This is a genomic window from Pedococcus sp. P5_B7, from assembly GCF_054049895.1.
Genome location: NZ_JBFULM010000001.1, coordinates 243,890 through 260,929 on the forward strand (window position 1 = coordinate 243,890; position 17,040 = coordinate 260,929).

Sequence of the window (17,040 nt, forward strand, 5' to 3'; positions counted from 1 at the left end):
CTCGGCGCAGGGACGGCTCCATACTCGTGGGGATGAGCACCACGCAGGCAACGCGGGAGAGCGTCGCGCCCTCGGTCGCGCCCGCGGGCCGCCGGGACAGCGCGCTCTCGTTGGCGACCCGGTGTGCGGGGCCCGTCCTTGCCGCGGTGCTGTCGCTGCTGGCGGCGGTGCAGGCCCTCCAGCTGTGGAGCTGGCGACCGGGGATCCCGCTCAGCCTCGCGGGCGACACCCCGCAGCTGCTCCTGCAGGTGCGCGCGATCGTCGAGGGTTCGCAGTACCAGTCGTCGAACCTCGTGGGCGCGCCGTTCGGCCTCAACGGCAGCTGGTTCGCGACCGCGGACCAGCTGAACTTCCTGACCGTCCGCGTCCTCGGCCACCTGACCGGCGACCCCGTCACAGCCGCGGTCATCTTCTTCGTGGCGGGCTTCCCCGCAGCCGGTTTCACCGCGTACTGGCTGGCCAGACAGCTCGGGATCCACCGCCCCCACGCCGTGATGGTGGGCACGCTCTTCGCCGTCCTGCCAGGACATCAGGAGTGGTTCAGCCACCTCTGGCTGGCGGCCTACTGGGTGGTGCCGCTGGGAGTGTGGCTCGCCCTGCGGACCATGCAGGGACACCCGCTCTGGCCACCCGTGCACGACCTGACGAGGCCCGGACCGCAACGACGCCCGGCTGCCCTCCTGGGGCTGCGCACCGTGCTGATCGCCCTGGCGGTGGGTCTCTCCGACGTCTACTACGTCGCCTTCACCCTCGTCCTGCTCGCCGTGGCGCTGCTGGTCCAGCTGGCCCGCACCCGTCGAGCCGTCGGGCTGCTTCCCGGCGTCGCGAGCGCCCTCCTCGTGGCCGTCCCCTGCGCACTCAGCCTGGGCGTCACCGTCCGTGGGCGTGGAGTCGACCTCGTCACCTCGGACCTGCCGGCCGAGCGCACCATCGGGGAGGCGGAGCGCTACTCGGGCAAGCTGATCGACCTGGTGCTGCCGTGGCACGAGCACCGCTTCGAGCCGTTCGCGTTCCTCACCACCGCCTACGGGTACGTCGCTCCACCCAGCGTCGAGCACCCGGCCCTGGGGATCGTCGCCCTGGCCGGTGTGGTGGGCCTGCTGTGGCTCACGGTCCGCAACCTCGCCAGCGGTCACCGGGTGCCCGCCACCCTCGGCACGCTGACGGCCCTCCTGCTGGTGTCGCTCGCCTTCTACACCAAGGGCGGACTCGGCTCGGTCTTCGCGCTCTTCGTCACCCCGCAGATCCGCACCTGGTCGCGACTGGTCGTCCTCATCGCGCTGTTCGGCCTGTTGGCCGTCGGCCTCTGGGCCTCGCGAGCAGATCGCGGTCGTCGTTTCGCCTGGCCACTCGCAGCAGGGCTCATCCTCCTCGGGGTCCTCGACCAGACGAACCCCGGCGTGGCCCCCGACTACCAGTCGCTCCGAGCCACCCAGCAGGACCTCGACCGCTTCACGTCCACCCTGCGCCAGGCCACCGGGCCCGGGTGCGCGGTGTTCCAGCTCCCGGTCACCCGCTACCCGGAGGAGCCGCCGGCCGGGTCGATGGGCGACTACGAGCACTTCCTCCCGGCACTCGCCCCGACCACCGGGCTCACCTGGAGCTACGGCGCCATGCGCGGCACGTCGCGGGCCGACTGGCAGCTCGCCCTGCCGGTCTCGGACACCCCGCGCCTGCTCGACGACCTCGCTGCCGCAGGCTTCTGCGCCGTCGAGGTCGACCGGGCCGGCTACGCGACCGGCACCGACCCCACGGGCGACCTCGGCAAGGCCCTCGGCCCGGCCGCCGCCCAGACCCGCGACGGCAGCCTCACGGCATACTCCCTCGCCCGGCTGCGCGACGCGATCCGGGCGCTTCCCACGGCTGAGCAGTCCACCCGGCGCGCCGACGTCCTGCGACCCTCCCTGGTCACGCTCCCGGGGTCCCTCGTCGAGGTGGGCGAGGACCGCACCCCCAGCCAGTGGACCGGCCCGACGGCCACGCTCCAGGTCGCCAACCTGGGGGCCGCGCCCCGGCGCCTCCGCATCAGCTTCGGCATCGAAGCGCTGGACGACCAGCCGGGCACCGTCGAGGTGAGCGGTGCCGGGGTCGCGGCGCAGACCATCACGCTCACCGCGGGGGTCAGTCCGGTCGTCCTCGAGGTGGCCGCTGCACCCGGACTGACGCTCGTCAGCCTCACGAGCACCGCTGCGATCAGTCGCATCCCCGGCGGGGACGGCGGGTTCGCAGCGCTGCGCATCTCGAACGTCCAGGCCACCGACCTGTCCGGCACGGCCAATGTCTCCACCGGCCAACGATTCGCGGCCGACTCGCCGCCGTCGGGCCGTTAGGGTCAGCGCCGTGGTGAGCCCTTCTGTGACCGACGCGGAGCAGCCGTCCCCTCGATCCGCCGACGCGACGCCCCTGCCGGCCCCCGAGGGCATCCTGCGCTGGGCTCCGGTGGTCGCCTTCGGCCTCCTCCTGCTGGTCCTGTCGCGGAACGTCGGCACCGGGATCGCCGACCCCGACACCCTGTGGCACGTGCTGGCTGGCGACCACCTGCGAGACACCTGGCAGTTCAGCGGCCCGGACCCGCTGTCGTCGTTCACCAGCCAGCCCTGGGTGCTCACCCAGTGGCTACCCGAGCTGGCCCTCTCACTGGCCAACCAGTGGGGCGGCCTGCCGGCCGTGGCCTTCCTGGCCCACCTCGGGCGACTGGCCGTGTGCGTCGCCGTCTACGTCGCCTGCCGCCGCACCAGCGGGCCGCTGGCCGCCACGCTCATCACCGGCATCACGGTCCTGGCCACCGCCGCCAGCCTCAGTCCCCGGCCGCAGCTGGTGGGCTTCGCCCTGCTGGCCGTCACGGCGAGCGCCTGGGTACGCGTGCTCAGCGACCAGCGCGCTCCCTGGTGGCTCGTCCCCGTCACCTGGGTGTGGGCCTCGAGCCACGGCACCTGGGTCGTCGGGATCATGCTCGGTCTCGTCACTACCGCGGGCCTCGTGCTGGACCGCAAGGTCTCCGTGCGGCAGGCCGTGCACCTGGCCCTCGTCCCGGTGGCCAGCGCGGGAGCGGCGCTGCTGACGCCCCTGGGTCTCGGGATCCTCACCGCCTTCGGGCCGGTGCGCGCCGTCAGCCCCTACATCCAGGAGTGGCGGCGCCCCGAGCTGACCGACCCCTCCACCATCGGCCTGCTGGTGCTCGTGCTCCTCGTGACCCTCGGCTGGGCGCGTCGCCACTCGCTCGTCAGCTGGGGCGCCGGCGGGATCCTCGTCGTGGGCGTGGGCTGGGGCCTCACCTACTCCCGCACGGTCGCCGTCGGCGCCATCATCATCGCCCCCCTCGCCGCGAAGGCGCTCGACGCCGTCCTCGGCCGGGCCCGACCGGCCCGGGGGCGCGAGCCCATCGTCGTCGCGGGACTCGTCCTCACCGTCACGATGGTCTGCGGCCTGCTCGCCGCCACCGGGCCCGAGCAGCCGGTGTCGGTCCCCGATGGGACCACTGCCGCGCTGCGGGCCCTTCCCGCCGGGTCCGTGGTCTACAACGACGACTCGCTGGGTGGCTGGGTCATGTGGACCTTCCCCTCGCTGCGCCAGACCGCGGACACCCGGGCCGAGCTCTACGGTCCGGCCCAGGCCAGGACCTACCTGCGCGTCATGGGCGCCGAACCGGGGTGGCAGGCAGGGTTCGACCAGCACCAGCCGGCCGCGGCCCTGGTGCGGGCGGACGTGCCCCTGGCGACGGCCCTACAGCGGGAGCGTGGCTGGACGGTCGCGGCCCGCGACGACGGCTTCCTGCTGCTCCGTCCCTAGCTCCTCGGCCTGCGACCGCTCCCAGAGGCGCAAGCGGGGCACCGCGCCGAGCACGGTGTAGGGGCTGAAGGCACTGAAGACCGGACAGGCGAGCAGCAGGGCGGGCGCCAGCAGCCACGCGCGCCCGGTGCGCGCGGCCCAGACCACCAGGGCGATGGCGACCGCGAACCGGACGAGGAACCACGGTCCCCCGGCGCCCGCGTTGGACGCGAGGAACTCGACCCACCGCGGCCAGGCCTGCGGGTCCAGGGCCACCGACACCCCCACCACGACGGCCAGGGCGACCGCAGCAGAGCGCACCGCCCGCCAGTCGCCTCGCAGGACGAACCAGAGTCCGACGACGGCCGGGGTCACCTTGGTCAGCAAGGGTAGCACGAGCGCACCCGGCCGGCCCCTGACCGCGAGGACGAGGGCGGCGGCGAGGAACAGGTAGACGTTGCCCAGCAACAGCTCGGCGACGAAGAAGGGGGCCACGGTCAAACCCCTGCGCCAGCCGAGCGGCTTCAGCAGCCAGGCGAGCACGGCCGCCTGGGCGGCGAACCACACGCCCTGGAACACCGGCCACGGGAGGAAGCCCAGCGGCCAGAGCAGCTGTGCGAAGGCGGGCGAGTAGAGGTAGGCGTCGACGTGGTCGGGCGGGGTCGTGTACCAGGTCTGCGGGGAGCCCGCGGCGACCCAGTAGGCGTGGGAGTCCGCACCGACCATGCCGTGGCTGATGTGGACCGCGACCTGCATGGCGCAGAACAGCACGGCGCCGGGGACCATGGCGAGCCACAGGGCGCGGGTGAAGAGCTCGAGTCGCGTCGGGCGAGGCATGGCAGGGAGGTCCTTCGGGCGGGGGTCGGCGCCTCCAGAATGCCCAAGCGCCGAGGGGGATGCATCGCCCGTTTGGTCGGCATTTGCTCGGATAGTCTGCGGTGGTGAGCAGCGCTGAAGGCACCCTGGGCTGGGAGCCGGCGACCCGGCATACCTCGCTGCTGGCGGCTCCGGTCGCCGACGCGATCGGCACCGTCGCCTCCGCCCGGGTCGCGCCGATCGACCCGACCCTCGCCGACACGGCGGCCTTCTGCGAGGCCTACGACGTCGCCATGGAGCACTCGGCCAACTGCGTCGTCGTCGCCGGCAAGCGGGGCGGTGAGGTGCGGTATGCCGCGGTGCTGGTGCTGGCCTCGATGCGCGCCGACATCAACGGGGCGGTGCGCCGGCACCTCGACGTGCGCAAGATCAGCTTCGCCCCGATGGACCAGGCGGTCGAGCTGACCCTGATGGAGTACGGCGGCATCACGCCGATCGGGCTCCCGGCCGACTGGCCGGTCCTCGTCGACCAAGCCGTCGTCGCCGCCGGCCGCGTGGTGATCGGCAGCGGCATCCGCGCCAGCAAGGTGCTCGTGGAGAGCGCGGACCTCGTGGCCCTGCCGACCGCCGAGGTGATCAGTCTCGCGCAGTGACGGATCCGCGCCGGCTCGCTGAGGACCGCTCCGGAAGCACGGCGAGCGCGAAGAGGAAGGCCAGCGCCAGCCCGACGTAGGTCGACGCCACGAGCTGCTCGGCCGGCGACAGCCGGAGCGGGTCGCCGTCGGCGGCCCACATCGGGGGCAGGTACATCAGGAGGGCGACCACGACGGTGGCCAGCCGCCAACCCCTCCGGGCCAGCACGACCAGGGCGGGCACCACCCAGACCCAGTGGTGGGTCCAGGAGATCGGTGAGACCAGCAGCGATCCGGCCGCGACCGCCGCGAGCGCGGCCAACGGGTCACCGGCGCGGGTGAGCCGGGTGGCCGCCCACCCGACGAGGACCACGACGAGCGCCGCGCTGAGCAGGTACCACGGGCCGGGGTCGCCACCCAGCAGCCGGACCCACAGCGCCCGCAGCGACTGGTTGGTCGGCTCCTGCGCGTAGCCACCGAACTTGCCCATCGTCGTCAGGTCGTCGAGCCAGTAGCGCGCGGACTCGGTGGGCAGCACCACCCACCCGACGAGCACCGAGAGGAGGCCGGCCGCGGCGCTGCGGGCCACCGCGGGCCAGTCGCGCCGCACCGCGAAGTAGACGACGAAGAACGCCGGGGTCAGCTTGAGGCCCGCCGCCAGGCCGGTCAGGTAGCCACGGAAGCGCGGTGGGACCACGAAGACGTCGAGCATCACCAGCGCGCACAGGACGAGGTTGACCTGACCGAAGAGGAAGGTGCGCTGCACCGGTTCGAGCACCCAGGCCACGAGGACCAGGACCACGAGCCAGCCCAGCGGGGCCGGCCGGGTGGGTGCTGGTCGCCCCTCCTGCAGGGAGAGCCGCGCCACGACCACCAGCGCCACGAGCGACAGCGCCGTCAGCACCCACGCCGCGGCACCTCCGAGCAGCGCCAGCGGGACGAAGACGACCGCCGCGAAGGGCGGGTAGGTGAACTCGAGCGCGTCGGCCGGGGCGCGATAGGGGTCGCCACCGTGCAGCACGGCCTCCCCGCCCTGGAGGAAGACGTCGAGGTCGACCAGGTTCCAGGTCGACGGGTCGATCCAGCGCAGCCACGCGAGGACGACCGCCACCACGCCGATGCCGGTGGGCAGCAGCCACGCGGGCGCGGGTCGGTTCGTGGCCACGAGCGGTGACCCTAGCGGCTGGGTTCGGGACAGGGGACGGACCACGACACTTGAACATGTTCAACATCGTCTGCTACCGTCACCTCCATCAACTTGAACACGTTCAACAACGTCTCCTGAAGGAGTGCCATGGACAACGCCGTCATTGCCTACCTGCTCTACCTGCTCATCGCCGTCCCCCTCACCATCTGGGTCGGGTCGACCCTGTCGCGCAACGGCCGGGTGTTCCTCGTCGACGTGTTCGACGGCAACGACGACCTCGCCGAGGCGGTCAACAAGCTGCTCGTCGTCGGCTTCTACCTGCTCAACCTCGGCGTCGTGGCCCTCTACCTGCGGGTCGGCGACACCCTGGCCAACGCCCGCGCCATCGTCGAGGTGCTCAGCGTGAAGATGGGAGTCGTCCTGCTGATGCTCGGCGTCGTGCACCTGACCAACGTCTACGTCTTCACCAAGATCCGTCGTCGGGGTCGCCTCGACGCCATGGCCGCTCCCCCGGTCCCGCCGCAGGGCTGGACCCAGCCCTTCCCCGCCCCGATGGGCTGACCGCCGTGCCGACGGCCCGGATCGCGCTCGCCGGCGCCACCCTCTGGAGCCTCGCGCTCGTCGTGGCAGCCCTCACCGTGCCGGTCTACGCCGGGGAGACGGGCGGCACGGACTCGACCGGCGCGGTCAGCACCACCTCGACCTCGGCCACCCTCGTCGGGGAGAACGGCTGGTGGGGGGTGGTCGTGGCTGGCATCCCGCTGGCCGCCTGCTTGGTCGTCGGGGCCTTGCTGCTCGGGCCGGGCGGGCGAGGGGCCCAGGTGGCCGCCTTGGTGGTCGTGGCGCTGCTGGGCGTCCTGACCGTCCTCAGCCTCCTCAGCGTCGGGGTGTTCGTGGCCCCCGCCGTGGCTGGCCTGGGGGTTGCCGTCCTCGCCGACCGCACCCCAGACCGCACCCGGGACCGCCGCACCCGGGGCCGCCGCACCCGGGGCGACCACGCCCACGGCGTCGAGGCCGGGCCGTGAACCAGCTGGTCGTCCTCTACGACGCCGGCTGCCCGATGTGCTCGCGGTTCCGGTCCTGGCTCGTCGGGCAGCCGCACCTCGTGCCGGTCACCGCGGTCCCTGCCGGCTCCGCCGCCGCCCGTGAGCTGCTCCCCCGCCTCGACCACGCCGCCACCCTCCGCGAGATCACCGTCGTGGCCGACACCGGCGCGGTGTGGACCGGCGCCAGCGCGTGGGTCACCTGCCTGTGGGCCACCGTCGAGCACCGCGACCTCGCCCTCCGGTTGTCCACCCCCCTCGGCCTGCCCGTCGCCAGGGCGATGGCGTATGCCGCCGCAGGGCTGCGCGCCTCCCTCACCACGACGCACGCAGCTGAGTTGGGCGTGCCCACCCCCTCCGGAGGGGGTGGCTACGCTGACGACTGTGACGGACTCTGCCAACCGGTCTGACCCAGCCAACCGGTCCGACCGCGGCGAGCAGACCCGGGCCGCGATCGCGGCGGCCGCCCAGGAGCTCTTCCTCGAGCGTGGCTACGACAAGACCACCATGCGCGCCGTCGCCGACCGGGCCGGCGTCAGCATCGGCAACGCCTACTACTACTTCGCATCGAAGGAGCACCTGGTCCAGGCCTTCTACGACCAGATCCAGGTCGAGCACGCGGCCGCGGCGCACGACTCGCTCGAGCGCACCGAGAAGTTCGCCGACCGCCTGCGCGGCGTGCTGACGACGTGGGTCGACGTCGCCGAGCCGTTCCACGGGTTCGCGGGCAAGTTCTTCAAGGTCGCCGCCGAGCCCACCAGTCCCCTGTCGCCGTTCAGCAGCGAGTCGCGGGGCGCCCGCGAGGCCAGCATCGACCTGTTCCGGAGAGTGGTCGACGGGTCGGACCTCAAGGTGCCGGCACCGATCCGGGCCGAGCTGCCCGAGCTGCTGTGGCTGCTCCAGATGGGGGTCGTGCTGTTCTGGGTGCACGACTCGAGCGCCGGCCAGACGCGCACGCGGGCCCTCGTGCGCCAGGTCGTCCCCCTGGTCGACAAGCTGGTGCGGCTGAGCCGCCTGCCCGGCATGCGGGGCGTCGTGGGCGACGCGGTAGAGCTGATCCGCTCGCTCCGTCCCTGACGTTCAGCCGCCGGTGCGCCCGCGCAGGTCGGCCACGTGGGGTGAGACCGCCGGGTCGAGCCCCAGCCCGAGCGCGAGGTAGGTCGCGGCGAAGTCGGTCGTGGCGATCTGGCCGGCGAGCCGGGTCAGGGGGTGCCCCGGCTCGGCGGTCACCTCGCTGACCCGCACGCCCGCCTCGCGGGCAGCGGTCGTCACGGCCTCGGCCAGGATCCGCGCCTCGTCGGCCGCACGGGTCAGCGGGTCGGGCAGGACGTCGCGGAGCATGAGCAGCGACAGGCGGGGGGCTGCCGGACCGTCGAGGAACGGGTCGGCGAAGATGTCGTCGCCGCGGTCCTGACCCGTCGCCAGTGCCGGTGCCCCACCGGAGTAGGCCGCCGTGAACGGTCCGTCGAAGCACGCCACGACCTGGGCCGCGTCGTCGGGCAGCTCGCCCGAGGTGGCCGGCACGCGGGCGGTCCGGGCCAGCATCGACGTGGCGCGGCCCGCGGCGACCCCGTTGAGGGGGCCGTCGCCGAGGACGACCGGCACCCCTTCGGCGAGGTCGGCGGCGAGGACCTTCGCCGGGTTGACGAACGACTCCGACGACGGCCGGCAGGTCTCGGCCAGCTCGTCGAGGCGGTCGGCGGTCTGGGTGAGCACGCGGGCATCGACGTCGACGATGCCCAGGTGGCCGGCCCCGAGCAGCACCGGTGCGAGCAGGGACCACAGGGCGGTCCGGGACGTCGTCCGGCCACGGCCGATGCCGATGTGCACGCCCCTGGCCTGTGCGGCCACGTCGGCCAGCGGCGAGTCCACGGCGCCGACGGTCAGCAGCGAGGCGCCCCTGCGGGCGGCCTCGGCGGCCAGCGCGAGCGGACCCGGAGCGCGGCCCGACAGGGACACCGCGATGACGAGGTCGAGGGGGCCCACCCAGCCGGGGAGCGGCACGTTCCTCCGCACGCTCACCGGCACCGGCGACCCCGGCTCGGCCAGGAGCTCGAGGACGTCGCACACGACGGCGGACCCGCCCAGCGACGCGACGAGCACCGAGCGCGGCCGCTCACCCCCTCCGACCCGTTCGATCCCCGCCTCTGCGGACAGGGAGACGGCCTCGCGGACCTGGGCACCGGACGTGGCGAGGGCCCGCAGCGTCTGGTGCGAGTCGAGGGCCGTCAGCGCTTCGTCACTGTCGACGCGCGACTCGTCGAAGAAGGAGGCCATCGTCGCGCCGGCAGTCCGTCAGACCGGCTTGCGGGCTTCGTCGACCAGCAGCACCGGCACGCCGTCGTCGATGCGGTACTGCAGTCCGCACTCGGCGTTGGTGCAGTGCAGCTCGGGCTTGCCCTCCACGGTGGCGTCGGTGAGCTCGGACCGGCAGGCCGGGCACCTCAGGATCTCCCGCAGCCACGGCTCGATCCGGACGTCCTGTCCTTGCGACATCAGCGTTCTCCTCTCACCAGTGCGAGCACATCGTCTCGCACCTGGCTCATCGTGTCTCGGTCGGCAGCCTCGACGTTGAGTCGCAGCAGCGGTTCGGTGTTGGAGGCGCGCAGGTTGAGCCACCACATCGGGGAGTCCTGCGTCGCCGCGTGGGTCGCCGTCAGCCCGTCGAGCTCGTCGAACTCCGCACCCCGGTCGGCCGCCCACTCCCGCACCCGCGCGGTCGCGGCCGGCGCGTCGGTGACGGTCGAGTTGATCTCGCCGGACGCGGCATACCGGCTGTATGCCGCGGTGAGCCGGCTGAGCGGCTCGGCCTGCTCGCCGAGGGCGGCGAGGACGTGCATCGCGGCGAGCATGCCGGTGTCGGCGAACCAGAAGTCGCGGAAGTAGTAGTGCGCGCTGTGCTCGCCGCCGAAGACGGCGTCCTCACGGGCCATCTCGGCCTTGATGAACGAGTGCCCCACGCGAGTGCGGACGCCGCGCGCACCCTGCTCGGCGATGATCTCGGGGACCGCTGCCGACGAGATGACGTTGTAGACCACGGCGACGTCGGCCGCGGCGGTGCCCGCAGCGACCCGCTTGGCGACCTCGCGGGTGGCCACCAGCGCGGTCACGGCACTCGGGCTGACCGGCTCGCCGCGCTCGTCGATGACGAAGCAGCGGTCAGCGTCGCCGTCGAAGGCGAGCCCGAGGTCGGCGCCGTGCTCGACGACCGCAGCCTGCAGGTCGCGCAGGTTCTCGGGCTCGAGCGGGTTGGCCTCGTGGTTGGGGAAGGTGCCGTCCAGCTCGAAGTAGAGCGGCACGACCTCGAGCGGGAGCTCGGGCAGGCCTGCGGCCGTGCCGAGGACCGCCGGCACCGTGTGGCCGCCCATGCCGTTCCCGGCGTCGACGACGACCTTGAGCGGGCGTCCGGCGGAGAGGTCCACGAGGCCCCGCAGGAACACCGCGTAGTCGGTGAGCAGGTCGCGCTCGACCACCTCGCCCACCGGACCGTCGACGGGTCCGGCGCTGGTGCCGGTGTCGAGGAGCTGCTGGGCCAAGGCGCTGACGTCGGCCAGGCCGGAGTCCTGGCCGACGGGACGGGCGCCCGCGCGGCAGAGCTTGATGCCGTTGTACTGGGCCGGGTTGTGCGACGCCGTGAACATCGCGCCGGGGAGGTCGAGGGCGCCACTGGCGTAGTAGAGGCCGTCGGTGCTGCACAGCCCGATCAGGGTGGCGTCGAGGCCCTGGGCCGTGACACCTGCCGCGAAGGCGCGCGAGAGCTCCGGTGACGATGGGCGCATGTCGTGGCCGATCACCACGCCCGACGCGCCCTCAGGGGCGATGACGGTCTGCGCGAACGCAGCTCCGAGCGCCCAGGCCACGTCCACGTTGAGCTGGTCGGGGACCAGGCCACGGACGTCATAGGCCTTGACGAAGTCGGACAGCACGGGTTTCGGCACGCCCGAAACCCTAGCGGTCTCAGGAGTCGCGCAGCACGCGCAGGTGTCCTCGGCGACCGGTCTCGATCGCGCCCGACGCATCCTCGTCGGCGGGCTGGCGGCGCGCCTGCACGGCGGCCTCGCCGAGCCGGGGACGGCCAGCCTCGCGCACGGCGTTCGCCAGGGCCAGGAGGTCGTCGTGCGACGGCTCGGGCTCGACGTACTCGCCCGACAGGCGCACGATCTCCCAGCCCCGCGGGGCGGTCAGGCCCTCGGCGTGGGTGGCGCACAGGTCGTAGCTGTGCGGTTCGGCGAAGGTCGCGAGCGGGCCGACCACCGCGGTCTGGTCGCCGTAGACGTAGGTGAGCGTCGCGATGGCGGGCTTGGAGCACGCGGTGCGGGAGCACCTCCTGGACAGACTCACGTCGCGGACTCTATGCCAGCACGGCGGGGCCGCCGGGTCGGCACGCCGTAGGCTGCGGGAGTGACTTCGGCCGGCTCTCCCCAGCGCTCCTCCGGGCCCGGTCGGCGGGACCGCCGCGGCCGTGGCGTGCGCGGTCCGCTGGCGTGGCCGTCCGTGCCGGCCATGACCACGCGGCGCCAGCAGTTCGACGACCTCGTGCTGGACAGCGCGGCCCGCCTCGAAGGTCGGCTCGGGCCGCGCTTCGAGCAGCTGGAGTTCGCGGTGGAGGACGTCCCGCCCACCGACCCTGCGCCGTGGGAGCGCGAGGGCGCCCCGCTCGGCCGGGCCTTTCCCGCCCACGGACGGCAGCCTGCCCGGATCGTCATCTACCGCAGGCCGATCGAGGCCCGCGCCGAGAGCCAGCGGGACCTCACCGCGATCGTGCAGGACGTCGTGGTCGAGCAGGTGGCCGGACTGTTCAACCTGCCTCCGGGCGACCTCGACCCGCGCTACGACGACGGCGCCTGACCGCCCTGCCCTGAACACCCTGCCGGGACTGCCGGGACTGCCCGGACGGACCGCTACTGGGTGACTTCGCGCAGGCCGACCGAGGTCGTCCGCAGGACGGTGTCCCTGAGCGGCGTGACCGAGATGAGCTGCCCTTGGTCGTCCTCCAGCAGGGAGATGACGCCGGCTCGCAGCTGACCGTTGCCGGACACGCGGTGCACCCACACGGAGGCGGCACCGGTGACGTCGATCGACGAGGTGGCGTCGACGCCGACCTGCGGCCTGCGCGAGGTCTCGACCCCGTGGGCGTCGACGGTCACCACCTCCACCCCGGCGGTGTCACCCGACGACGTCAGCGACAGCAGGCGCTGGACACCGGTGGCCGCGCCGGGAGCGACGAGCGGCATCCCGGCCACCCCCGTGATCGGTGGGGTCGACGAGGCCCAGGCCAGGTCGCCGGGCTTGGCGGGGTCGGCACGGGTCACCATCGCGGCGGCCACGACGGGCACGTCGGCCCGGACCTGGATCCCCACGGTGGAGGGCGGGAGCGTCGAGAGGTCGATGTCGCGCACGGCGCCGCCGTTGATGCGGATGACGCCTCCCCCCGGCAGGGCCCGGGCGCCCTGGGCGGTGAGCACCCTCGCCTGGACCACGGCCTCTGAGCCGCCGGGCACCGCGACGCGCAGCACCGACCTGCCGGTCACGGCGACCGCCGGGATGACCTGGTCGCGCGAGGGCATGGCGGCCGGCACCGCGTCGTCCGACCCTCCCGCCCTCGTCCCGTCCAGCCAGGTGTCGTTGACGACGGCGCCGACGACGCCACCTTGGGCGACGACGTGCACGACGGGGTTGGCGAGGTCACCCGAGATCGAGTCGAGCAGGAAGGAGGTGCGACCGTGGGCCGGCACGACGAGGTCCTTGCCGTTGGGAGAGGAGACCGGCCCGTCGGCCCCGTGCAGCGTCGCGTCCACGGTGACCGGGTTGCCACCCGGGTTGGTGAGCACGAGCCGCTCCTGGCGACCGGGGTCGCCTCCACCGGCGAGGATCCAGAACTCGGCACCCGGCTGGCTGCACGGCGCCCCTCCGAGGGAGCGCAGGTCGCCCGAGGGCACCAGCCAGCTCTGGACCGCCGCCACTCCGGCCGCCATCGACTCGGTCCCGGACACGAGCACGCCAGCGGCCGTGGCCTGGTCGGCCGAGAGGTTGGCCCCACGAGCGGTGACGGGGGCGCCGAGGGCACCACTCGGCATACGGGCGACGCTGAGCGTGCCTGCGGCCGTGGCGGGTTGGCTGCCGGTGAGGGCACGAGGCGGCGCCGCGGCCGCGGCGACCCGCACCGGCACGTCGGCGTCGTCGACGCCCTGGATCCCCTTGAGCTCGGGGCCGGGGCACACGAGCGAGGAGCTGCGCACCGGGCTCGTGACTGCGCTGCTGGCCTGGTCGGCGCCGACGTCGGACCCGACGGCCAGCGCACCCTGGCCGTGCGTGGCGGCGACGACGATGCCCACACCCGCGAGGGCCACGAGGGACGTGCGGACCAGTCCGCTGGCTGACACGTTCACGGGCGCCTCCTCCTCGAGGAGCGGTTGCCGAACGGCACGGCGAGGAAGACGACCAGCAGCAGGAGGATGCCCTGCGCGGAGCGCCAGGTGGCGCTGGTGGGGAGCACCTCCACGGAGATCGTCGCCGGACCGGCGGGCAGTGGGTATGCCGCGCCGTCGCCGCTGGGCGCGAGGATCCGGCCGTCGACGGTCACCCTGGCGTGGCGCACCCAGGAGTCGGGCTCGGCGAGGACGAGCGAAGCGCCTTGCGGCACCACGGACTTCACCTCGACACGGGCGTGTGAGCCACTCACCGGCAGGGCCTGCTCGGAGGTCTTGGTGACCAGTCGGACCCGCGACGGTGCGACCGCGTCGTCGGCCGTGCCACCGCCTCCGGGGAGCACGCGCCAGAAGGTCACGCCGTCGTGTTCGCCCAGGCGGCTGAGCCCGGCCGTCGCGTCGAGCGCGCGGATCCGCGGGTCGGTGGCCTCGGTGCGCAGGCCGACGAAACCCACGGCCTGGTCGGACAGGTCTGCCGCCGGGGTGAGCGCCCCGGGGGCAGCGCCCTGCTCGAAGAGCGCACCGACCGAGGTCGCCAGGGCCGCGCTGTCGGCGCGTGGGGCGCGATCGGCGGCGGGGGTCGGCAACGAGCGCGCCACGTCGCTGACCTCGCGGCCGAGCAGCTGGTAGGTCAGCCCCTCCCCTTCCGGGGCGAGCAGGAGCATGCGGTTGCCGATGCCGCTCTCGGCCTGGTCGACAGCCACCGCGGGCCGCGGGTCCTGCCAGGCGCGCAGCTCGCTGCCCACCGTGCGCCAGGTCAGCCAGGCACCGCTGAGCAGCACAGAGGCGATCAGGGCTGCGGCGACGGGCCATCGGGCCAGCGCCTCCCAGCCCCCGCGGGACCGACTCACCGCGAGGCCTTCGGCCCCCAGCAGGGCAGCCGCGACGAGGGCAAGGGCGCACACCAGCAGGCCGGTGCCGGCCCAGGCGGTGATCGGCCGGCCTGCCTCCGGAAGTCCCTGCGGGACGACCCCGAGGGTGATCCGGGGAGCGAGGACGGCATAGCCGAGCCCGATGATGGCGACGACGGCAAGGACGCTCGCGGCCGGACCACGGCGACCCGCCCTGAGCAGGCCGAGCAGCCCCGCGAGGACGAGCGGTGCCGACAGCAGGACGGGGTAGGAGCCGGCTCCACCCGGGTGGAGCAGCGCGATCTGCCAGGGCTGCGCCTGACCGGTGCCCCAGACGGAGAGGCCGGGACCGGTGAACACCAGCGCCGGGCGCGCGACCAGCGTGGCCACCCAGGGTCCGAGCAGCAGCACAGGACCGAGCACGATCGCCAGGCCCCGCACGCGGGCCCAGCCGTGCCCGGCGACGACCACCGCGACGCCGGCGACGACCACCAGGGCCAGGAGGGCGGGAGCGAACGCCCCGAGGACGGCGGCCGCGAGGACGGTGGCCGCCGTGGCGGTGGCCGTGCCGGTCCGGCGACCGGCCAGCGCCACGCCCGCCGCGACGAGCGGCAGCACGACCGCGGCGACGACGGCTCCGAGCCGGCCGGAGCCGACCGCGGTGGCCAGCACCGCAGTCGTGGACCACGCCAGGGCCGCGAGGGCACGGGGCAGGCGCGAGTGGGTCACGACCCGGGCGCCGAGGTATGCGGTGAGCGCGGCCAGCGGGAGCGCGAACGTCACGAGCACGGTGACGACCGCACCGGCGGGCGAGGCGGGAGCGCTGAGGAGGGGGAGGTGGGCGGCCAGCCACGAGAGCCCGGCCAGTACCACGAGGTGGGGCCCCTGCTCGGCGCCGGACCCGAGGCCCGCGCCGTGCCAGCCGTCGAGCCAGGTGTGCCAGAGCGTGCCCGCACCGGCCCGGACCCCGACGGTCTCGCCGCCGGTGAGTCCGTTGTCGAGGCGGTCGCCGAAACTGCCACCGAGCCGCCTGGTCGCCAGCACCGACACCACCGTCACCGCGAGGACCACGAGGAGGCCGGGGTTGCGGGCGGCGCGGGATGCCCAGGTGGCACCGAGCACGTTGAGGTCCTGCGCCTCGTCGGCGACGGGACCCGACTCGATCGCGGAGGCGCGGGCGGAGTCGACCTGGCCCGGCTCGAGGGCCACTCCGTCACGGATGAGGTCAGTGGTGTGGCGCAGGACGGTGCGCGACGGGACGAACAGTCCCTGCAGGTCGCGGCGACGCACCTGGCGCGTGCCGCGCGACCGCCAGCGGGCGCCCAGCACGCGGCCGGGCGTGAGCACGGCACCGATGTCGGAGAACTCCGCCCAGGCGGCGCGCGGGCGCTTCGCGAGCAGGAGGGCGACGGCCGCGAGCGTGCTCGAGAGGACGATCCACGCGGTCAGGAACGGCAGCGTCCACCAGGCGCAGCGCGACAGCGCCACGCGGCGCGCCTGTCGACGCAGGCGGGTCGCCGAGTCGCGCGGCACGACGTCGTCCGGGGCCGCCTCGGCCCCCGTCCGCAGAGTGGCGCGGGGCACCACGACCACCCGACGGCCGGACTGCTGGGCCCGCCACGAGAAGTCGATGTCGGCACCGAAGTCGCCGAACCTGCGCTCCGGACCACCCAGCTGCTCGAACAGGTCCCGCTCGACGAGCATGCCGGTCGCGGGGATGGCGAGGACGTCGGTGCGGCGGTCGTACTGACCCTGGTCGGGCTCACCGGCGGCCGGGGACGGGATGAGTCGTCCGCTGCGGGTCAGCTGGAGGCCCACGGAGCGCAGCGCGCCGGCGCGGGTCCAGTCGAGCAGCTTGGGACCGGCCGCCCCGACCGACGGGCTGCGACGCACCGCGTCGAGCAGGCGGGCCAGGGTCATGGGCGCGGCGGCGCTGTCGGAGGTCAGCACCCACACGTGGGTGGCCGGGTCGCGCTCGTCACCACGGGACGCGTGATCCTGCGCGGGGGCGTCCTGGGCGAGAGCGTCCTGGGCGAGGGCCGAGCGCACGGCATACGCGAGGGAGGCGGCGCCGGGGACGGTGACGAAGCTGATCGAGGGGATGGAGTCCGCGACGCCATCGTGGGCCCGCACGGTCTCGACGGCGTTGCCGTCCACCCCGGGGTCGACCACCACGAGGCGTTCGGGGCTGCGCGTCTGGCGCGCGAGGGAGTCGAGGGTCTCCGGGAGCGCCGAGGCGGGGCCCCGGAGCACCAGAACCGCCGTCACGGTCGCGACCGCCGCAGGAGGTCCTGCGGGGTCCGTCACATCATGGGGCGGGGCAAGCGTCATGCGCTGGTCACGAGGGAGTCGCCG

16 protein-coding genes are annotated in these 17,040 nt (G+C 74.0%); 8 read left to right on the forward strand and 8 right to left on the reverse strand.

All coding sequences use genetic code 11. The features are described from left to right. The first annotated feature begins 32 nt into the window (after positions 1-32). On the forward strand, positions 33-2,330 hold the full coding sequence (locus tag ACXJKD_RS01125; RefSeq protein WP_457252482.1) for a hypothetical protein: 2,298 nt from the start codon (positions 33-35) through the stop codon (positions 2,328-2,330). A 10-nt stretch (positions 2,331-2,340) separates the two neighbouring features. Continuing rightward, positions 2,341-3,789: a hypothetical protein gene (locus tag ACXJKD_RS01130; protein ID WP_457252483.1), complete on the forward strand. Its 1,449-nt coding sequence runs from the start codon at positions 2,341-2,343 to the stop codon at positions 3,787-3,789. Here ACXJKD_RS01130 and ACXJKD_RS01135 read toward each other — a convergent pair. Beyond that, positions 3,724-4,605, reverse strand: a complete 882-nt coding sequence (locus tag ACXJKD_RS01135; protein ID WP_457252484.1) for a glycosyltransferase 87 family protein — start codon at positions 4,603-4,605, stop codon at positions 3,724-3,726. The genes ACXJKD_RS01130 and ACXJKD_RS01135 overlap by 66 nt on opposite strands. Positions 4,606-4,709: 104 nt before the next feature. Here ACXJKD_RS01135 and ACXJKD_RS01140 point away from each other — a divergent pair, with 104 nt between their 5' ends. Beyond that, positions 4,710-5,237 (forward strand): YbaK/EbsC family protein, encoded by a 528-nt coding sequence (locus ACXJKD_RS01140; protein WP_457252485.1) that lies wholly within the window; start codon positions 4,710-4,712, stop codon positions 5,235-5,237. On the opposite strand, the gene ACXJKD_RS01145 is transcribed toward ACXJKD_RS01140, so the two are convergent. Continuing rightward, positions 5,221-6,381 (reverse strand): glycosyltransferase 87 family protein, encoded by a 1,161-nt coding sequence (locus tag ACXJKD_RS01145; protein WP_457252486.1) that lies wholly within the window; start codon positions 6,379-6,381, stop codon positions 5,221-5,223. The two genes, ACXJKD_RS01140 and ACXJKD_RS01145, sit on opposite strands and share 17 nt — an antisense overlap. Positions 6,382-6,510: 129 nt before the next feature. Here ACXJKD_RS01145 and ACXJKD_RS01150 point away from each other — a divergent pair, with 129 nt between their 5' ends. The 4 genes from ACXJKD_RS01150 to ACXJKD_RS01165 are packed head-to-tail and all read left to right on the forward strand — an operon-like array spanning position 6,511 to position 8,483. Then, the gene (locus tag ACXJKD_RS01150) at positions 6,511-6,924 is read left to right on the forward strand and encodes a hypothetical protein (RefSeq protein WP_457252487.1); all 414 of its coding nucleotides are present in this window, start codon (positions 6,511-6,513) and stop codon (positions 6,922-6,924) included. A gap of 5 nt (positions 6,925-6,929) precedes the next feature. Beyond that, positions 6,930-7,388 carry a hypothetical protein gene (locus ACXJKD_RS01155; protein ID WP_457252488.1) on the forward strand — a complete coding sequence of 153 codons (459 nt, stop codon included), beginning with the start codon at positions 6,930-6,932 and terminating at the stop codon, positions 7,386-7,388. Next, positions 7,385-7,816, forward strand: coding sequence for a DCC1-like thiol-disulfide oxidoreductase family protein (locus ACXJKD_RS01160; RefSeq protein ID WP_457252489.1), 432 nt, complete (start codon positions 7,385-7,387; stop codon positions 7,814-7,816). Before ACXJKD_RS01155 ends, ACXJKD_RS01160 begins: the two co-directional genes overlap by 4 nt. Further along, positions 7,791-8,483, forward strand: coding sequence for a TetR family transcriptional regulator (locus tag ACXJKD_RS01165; protein WP_457252490.1), 693 nt, complete (start codon positions 7,791-7,793; stop codon positions 8,481-8,483). Before ACXJKD_RS01160 ends, ACXJKD_RS01165 begins: the two co-directional genes overlap by 26 nt. Positions 8,484-8,486: 3 nt before the next feature. Here ACXJKD_RS01165 and ACXJKD_RS01170 read toward each other — a convergent pair whose 3' ends face one another. The 4 genes from ACXJKD_RS01170 to ACXJKD_RS01185 are packed head-to-tail and all read right to left on the reverse strand — an operon-like array spanning position 8,487 to position 11,747. Beyond that, entirely contained in the window at positions 8,487-9,683 is a 1,197-nt protein-coding gene (locus ACXJKD_RS01170) for an SIS domain-containing protein (RefSeq protein ID WP_457252491.1), read from the reverse strand. An 18-nt stretch (positions 9,684-9,701) separates the two neighbouring features. Continuing rightward, positions 9,702-9,902 (reverse strand): Trm112 family protein, encoded by a 201-nt coding sequence (locus ACXJKD_RS01175; RefSeq protein WP_457252492.1) that lies wholly within the window; start codon positions 9,900-9,902, stop codon positions 9,702-9,704. Then, complete coding sequence (locus ACXJKD_RS01180; RefSeq protein ID WP_457252493.1) at positions 9,902-11,344, reverse strand: phosphomannomutase/phosphoglucomutase; 1,443 nt, start codon at positions 11,342-11,344, stop codon at positions 9,902-9,904. Before ACXJKD_RS01180 ends, ACXJKD_RS01175 begins: the two co-directional genes overlap by 1 nt. A 19-nt stretch (positions 11,345-11,363) precedes the next feature. After that, a complete protein-coding gene (locus tag ACXJKD_RS01185) occupies positions 11,364-11,747 on the reverse strand; it encodes a DUF3499 domain-containing protein (RefSeq protein ID WP_457252494.1) in 384 nt (127 codons plus the stop codon). 60 nt (positions 11,748-11,807) lie between these two features. Here ACXJKD_RS01185 and ACXJKD_RS01190 point away from each other — a divergent pair, with 60 nt between their 5' ends. Next, complete coding sequence (locus ACXJKD_RS01190) at positions 11,808-12,254, forward strand: metallopeptidase family protein (protein ID WP_457252495.1); 447 nt, start codon at positions 11,808-11,810, stop codon at positions 12,252-12,254. Between the two features lie 53 nt (positions 12,255-12,307). Here ACXJKD_RS01190 and ACXJKD_RS01195 read toward each other — a convergent pair whose 3' ends face one another. Next, positions 12,308-13,795, reverse strand: coding sequence for a DUF5719 family protein (locus ACXJKD_RS01195; RefSeq protein WP_457252496.1), 1,488 nt, complete (start codon positions 13,793-13,795; stop codon positions 12,308-12,310). Next, entirely contained in the window at positions 13,792-16,953 is a 3,162-nt protein-coding gene (locus ACXJKD_RS01200; protein ID WP_457252497.1) for a glycosyltransferase, read from the reverse strand. The genes ACXJKD_RS01195 and ACXJKD_RS01200 overlap by 4 nt, the downstream gene beginning before the upstream one ends. Positions 16,954-17,040: the final 87 nt, after the last annotated feature.

Bases quoted from the DNA above. Each gene is read 5' to 3' on its own strand.
- ACXJKD_RS01135 (WP_457252484.1), bottom strand. From the start codon at position 4,605: ATGCCTCGCCCGACGCGACTCGAGCTCTTCACCCGCGCCCTGTGGCTC.
- ACXJKD_RS01175 (WP_457252492.1), bottom strand. From the start codon at position 9,902: ATGTCGCAAGGACAGGACGTCCGGATCGAGCCGTGGCTGCGGGAGATC.
- ACXJKD_RS01125 (WP_457252482.1), top strand. From the start codon at position 33: ATGAGCACCACGCAGGCAACGCGGGAGAGCGTCGCGCCCTCGGTCGCG.
- ACXJKD_RS01170 (WP_457252491.1), bottom strand. From the start codon at position 9,683: ATGGCCTCCTTCTTCGACGAGTCGCGCGTCGACAGTGACGAAGCGCTG.
- ACXJKD_RS01150 (WP_457252487.1), top strand. From the start codon at position 6,511: ATGGACAACGCCGTCATTGCCTACCTGCTCTACCTGCTCATCGCCGTC.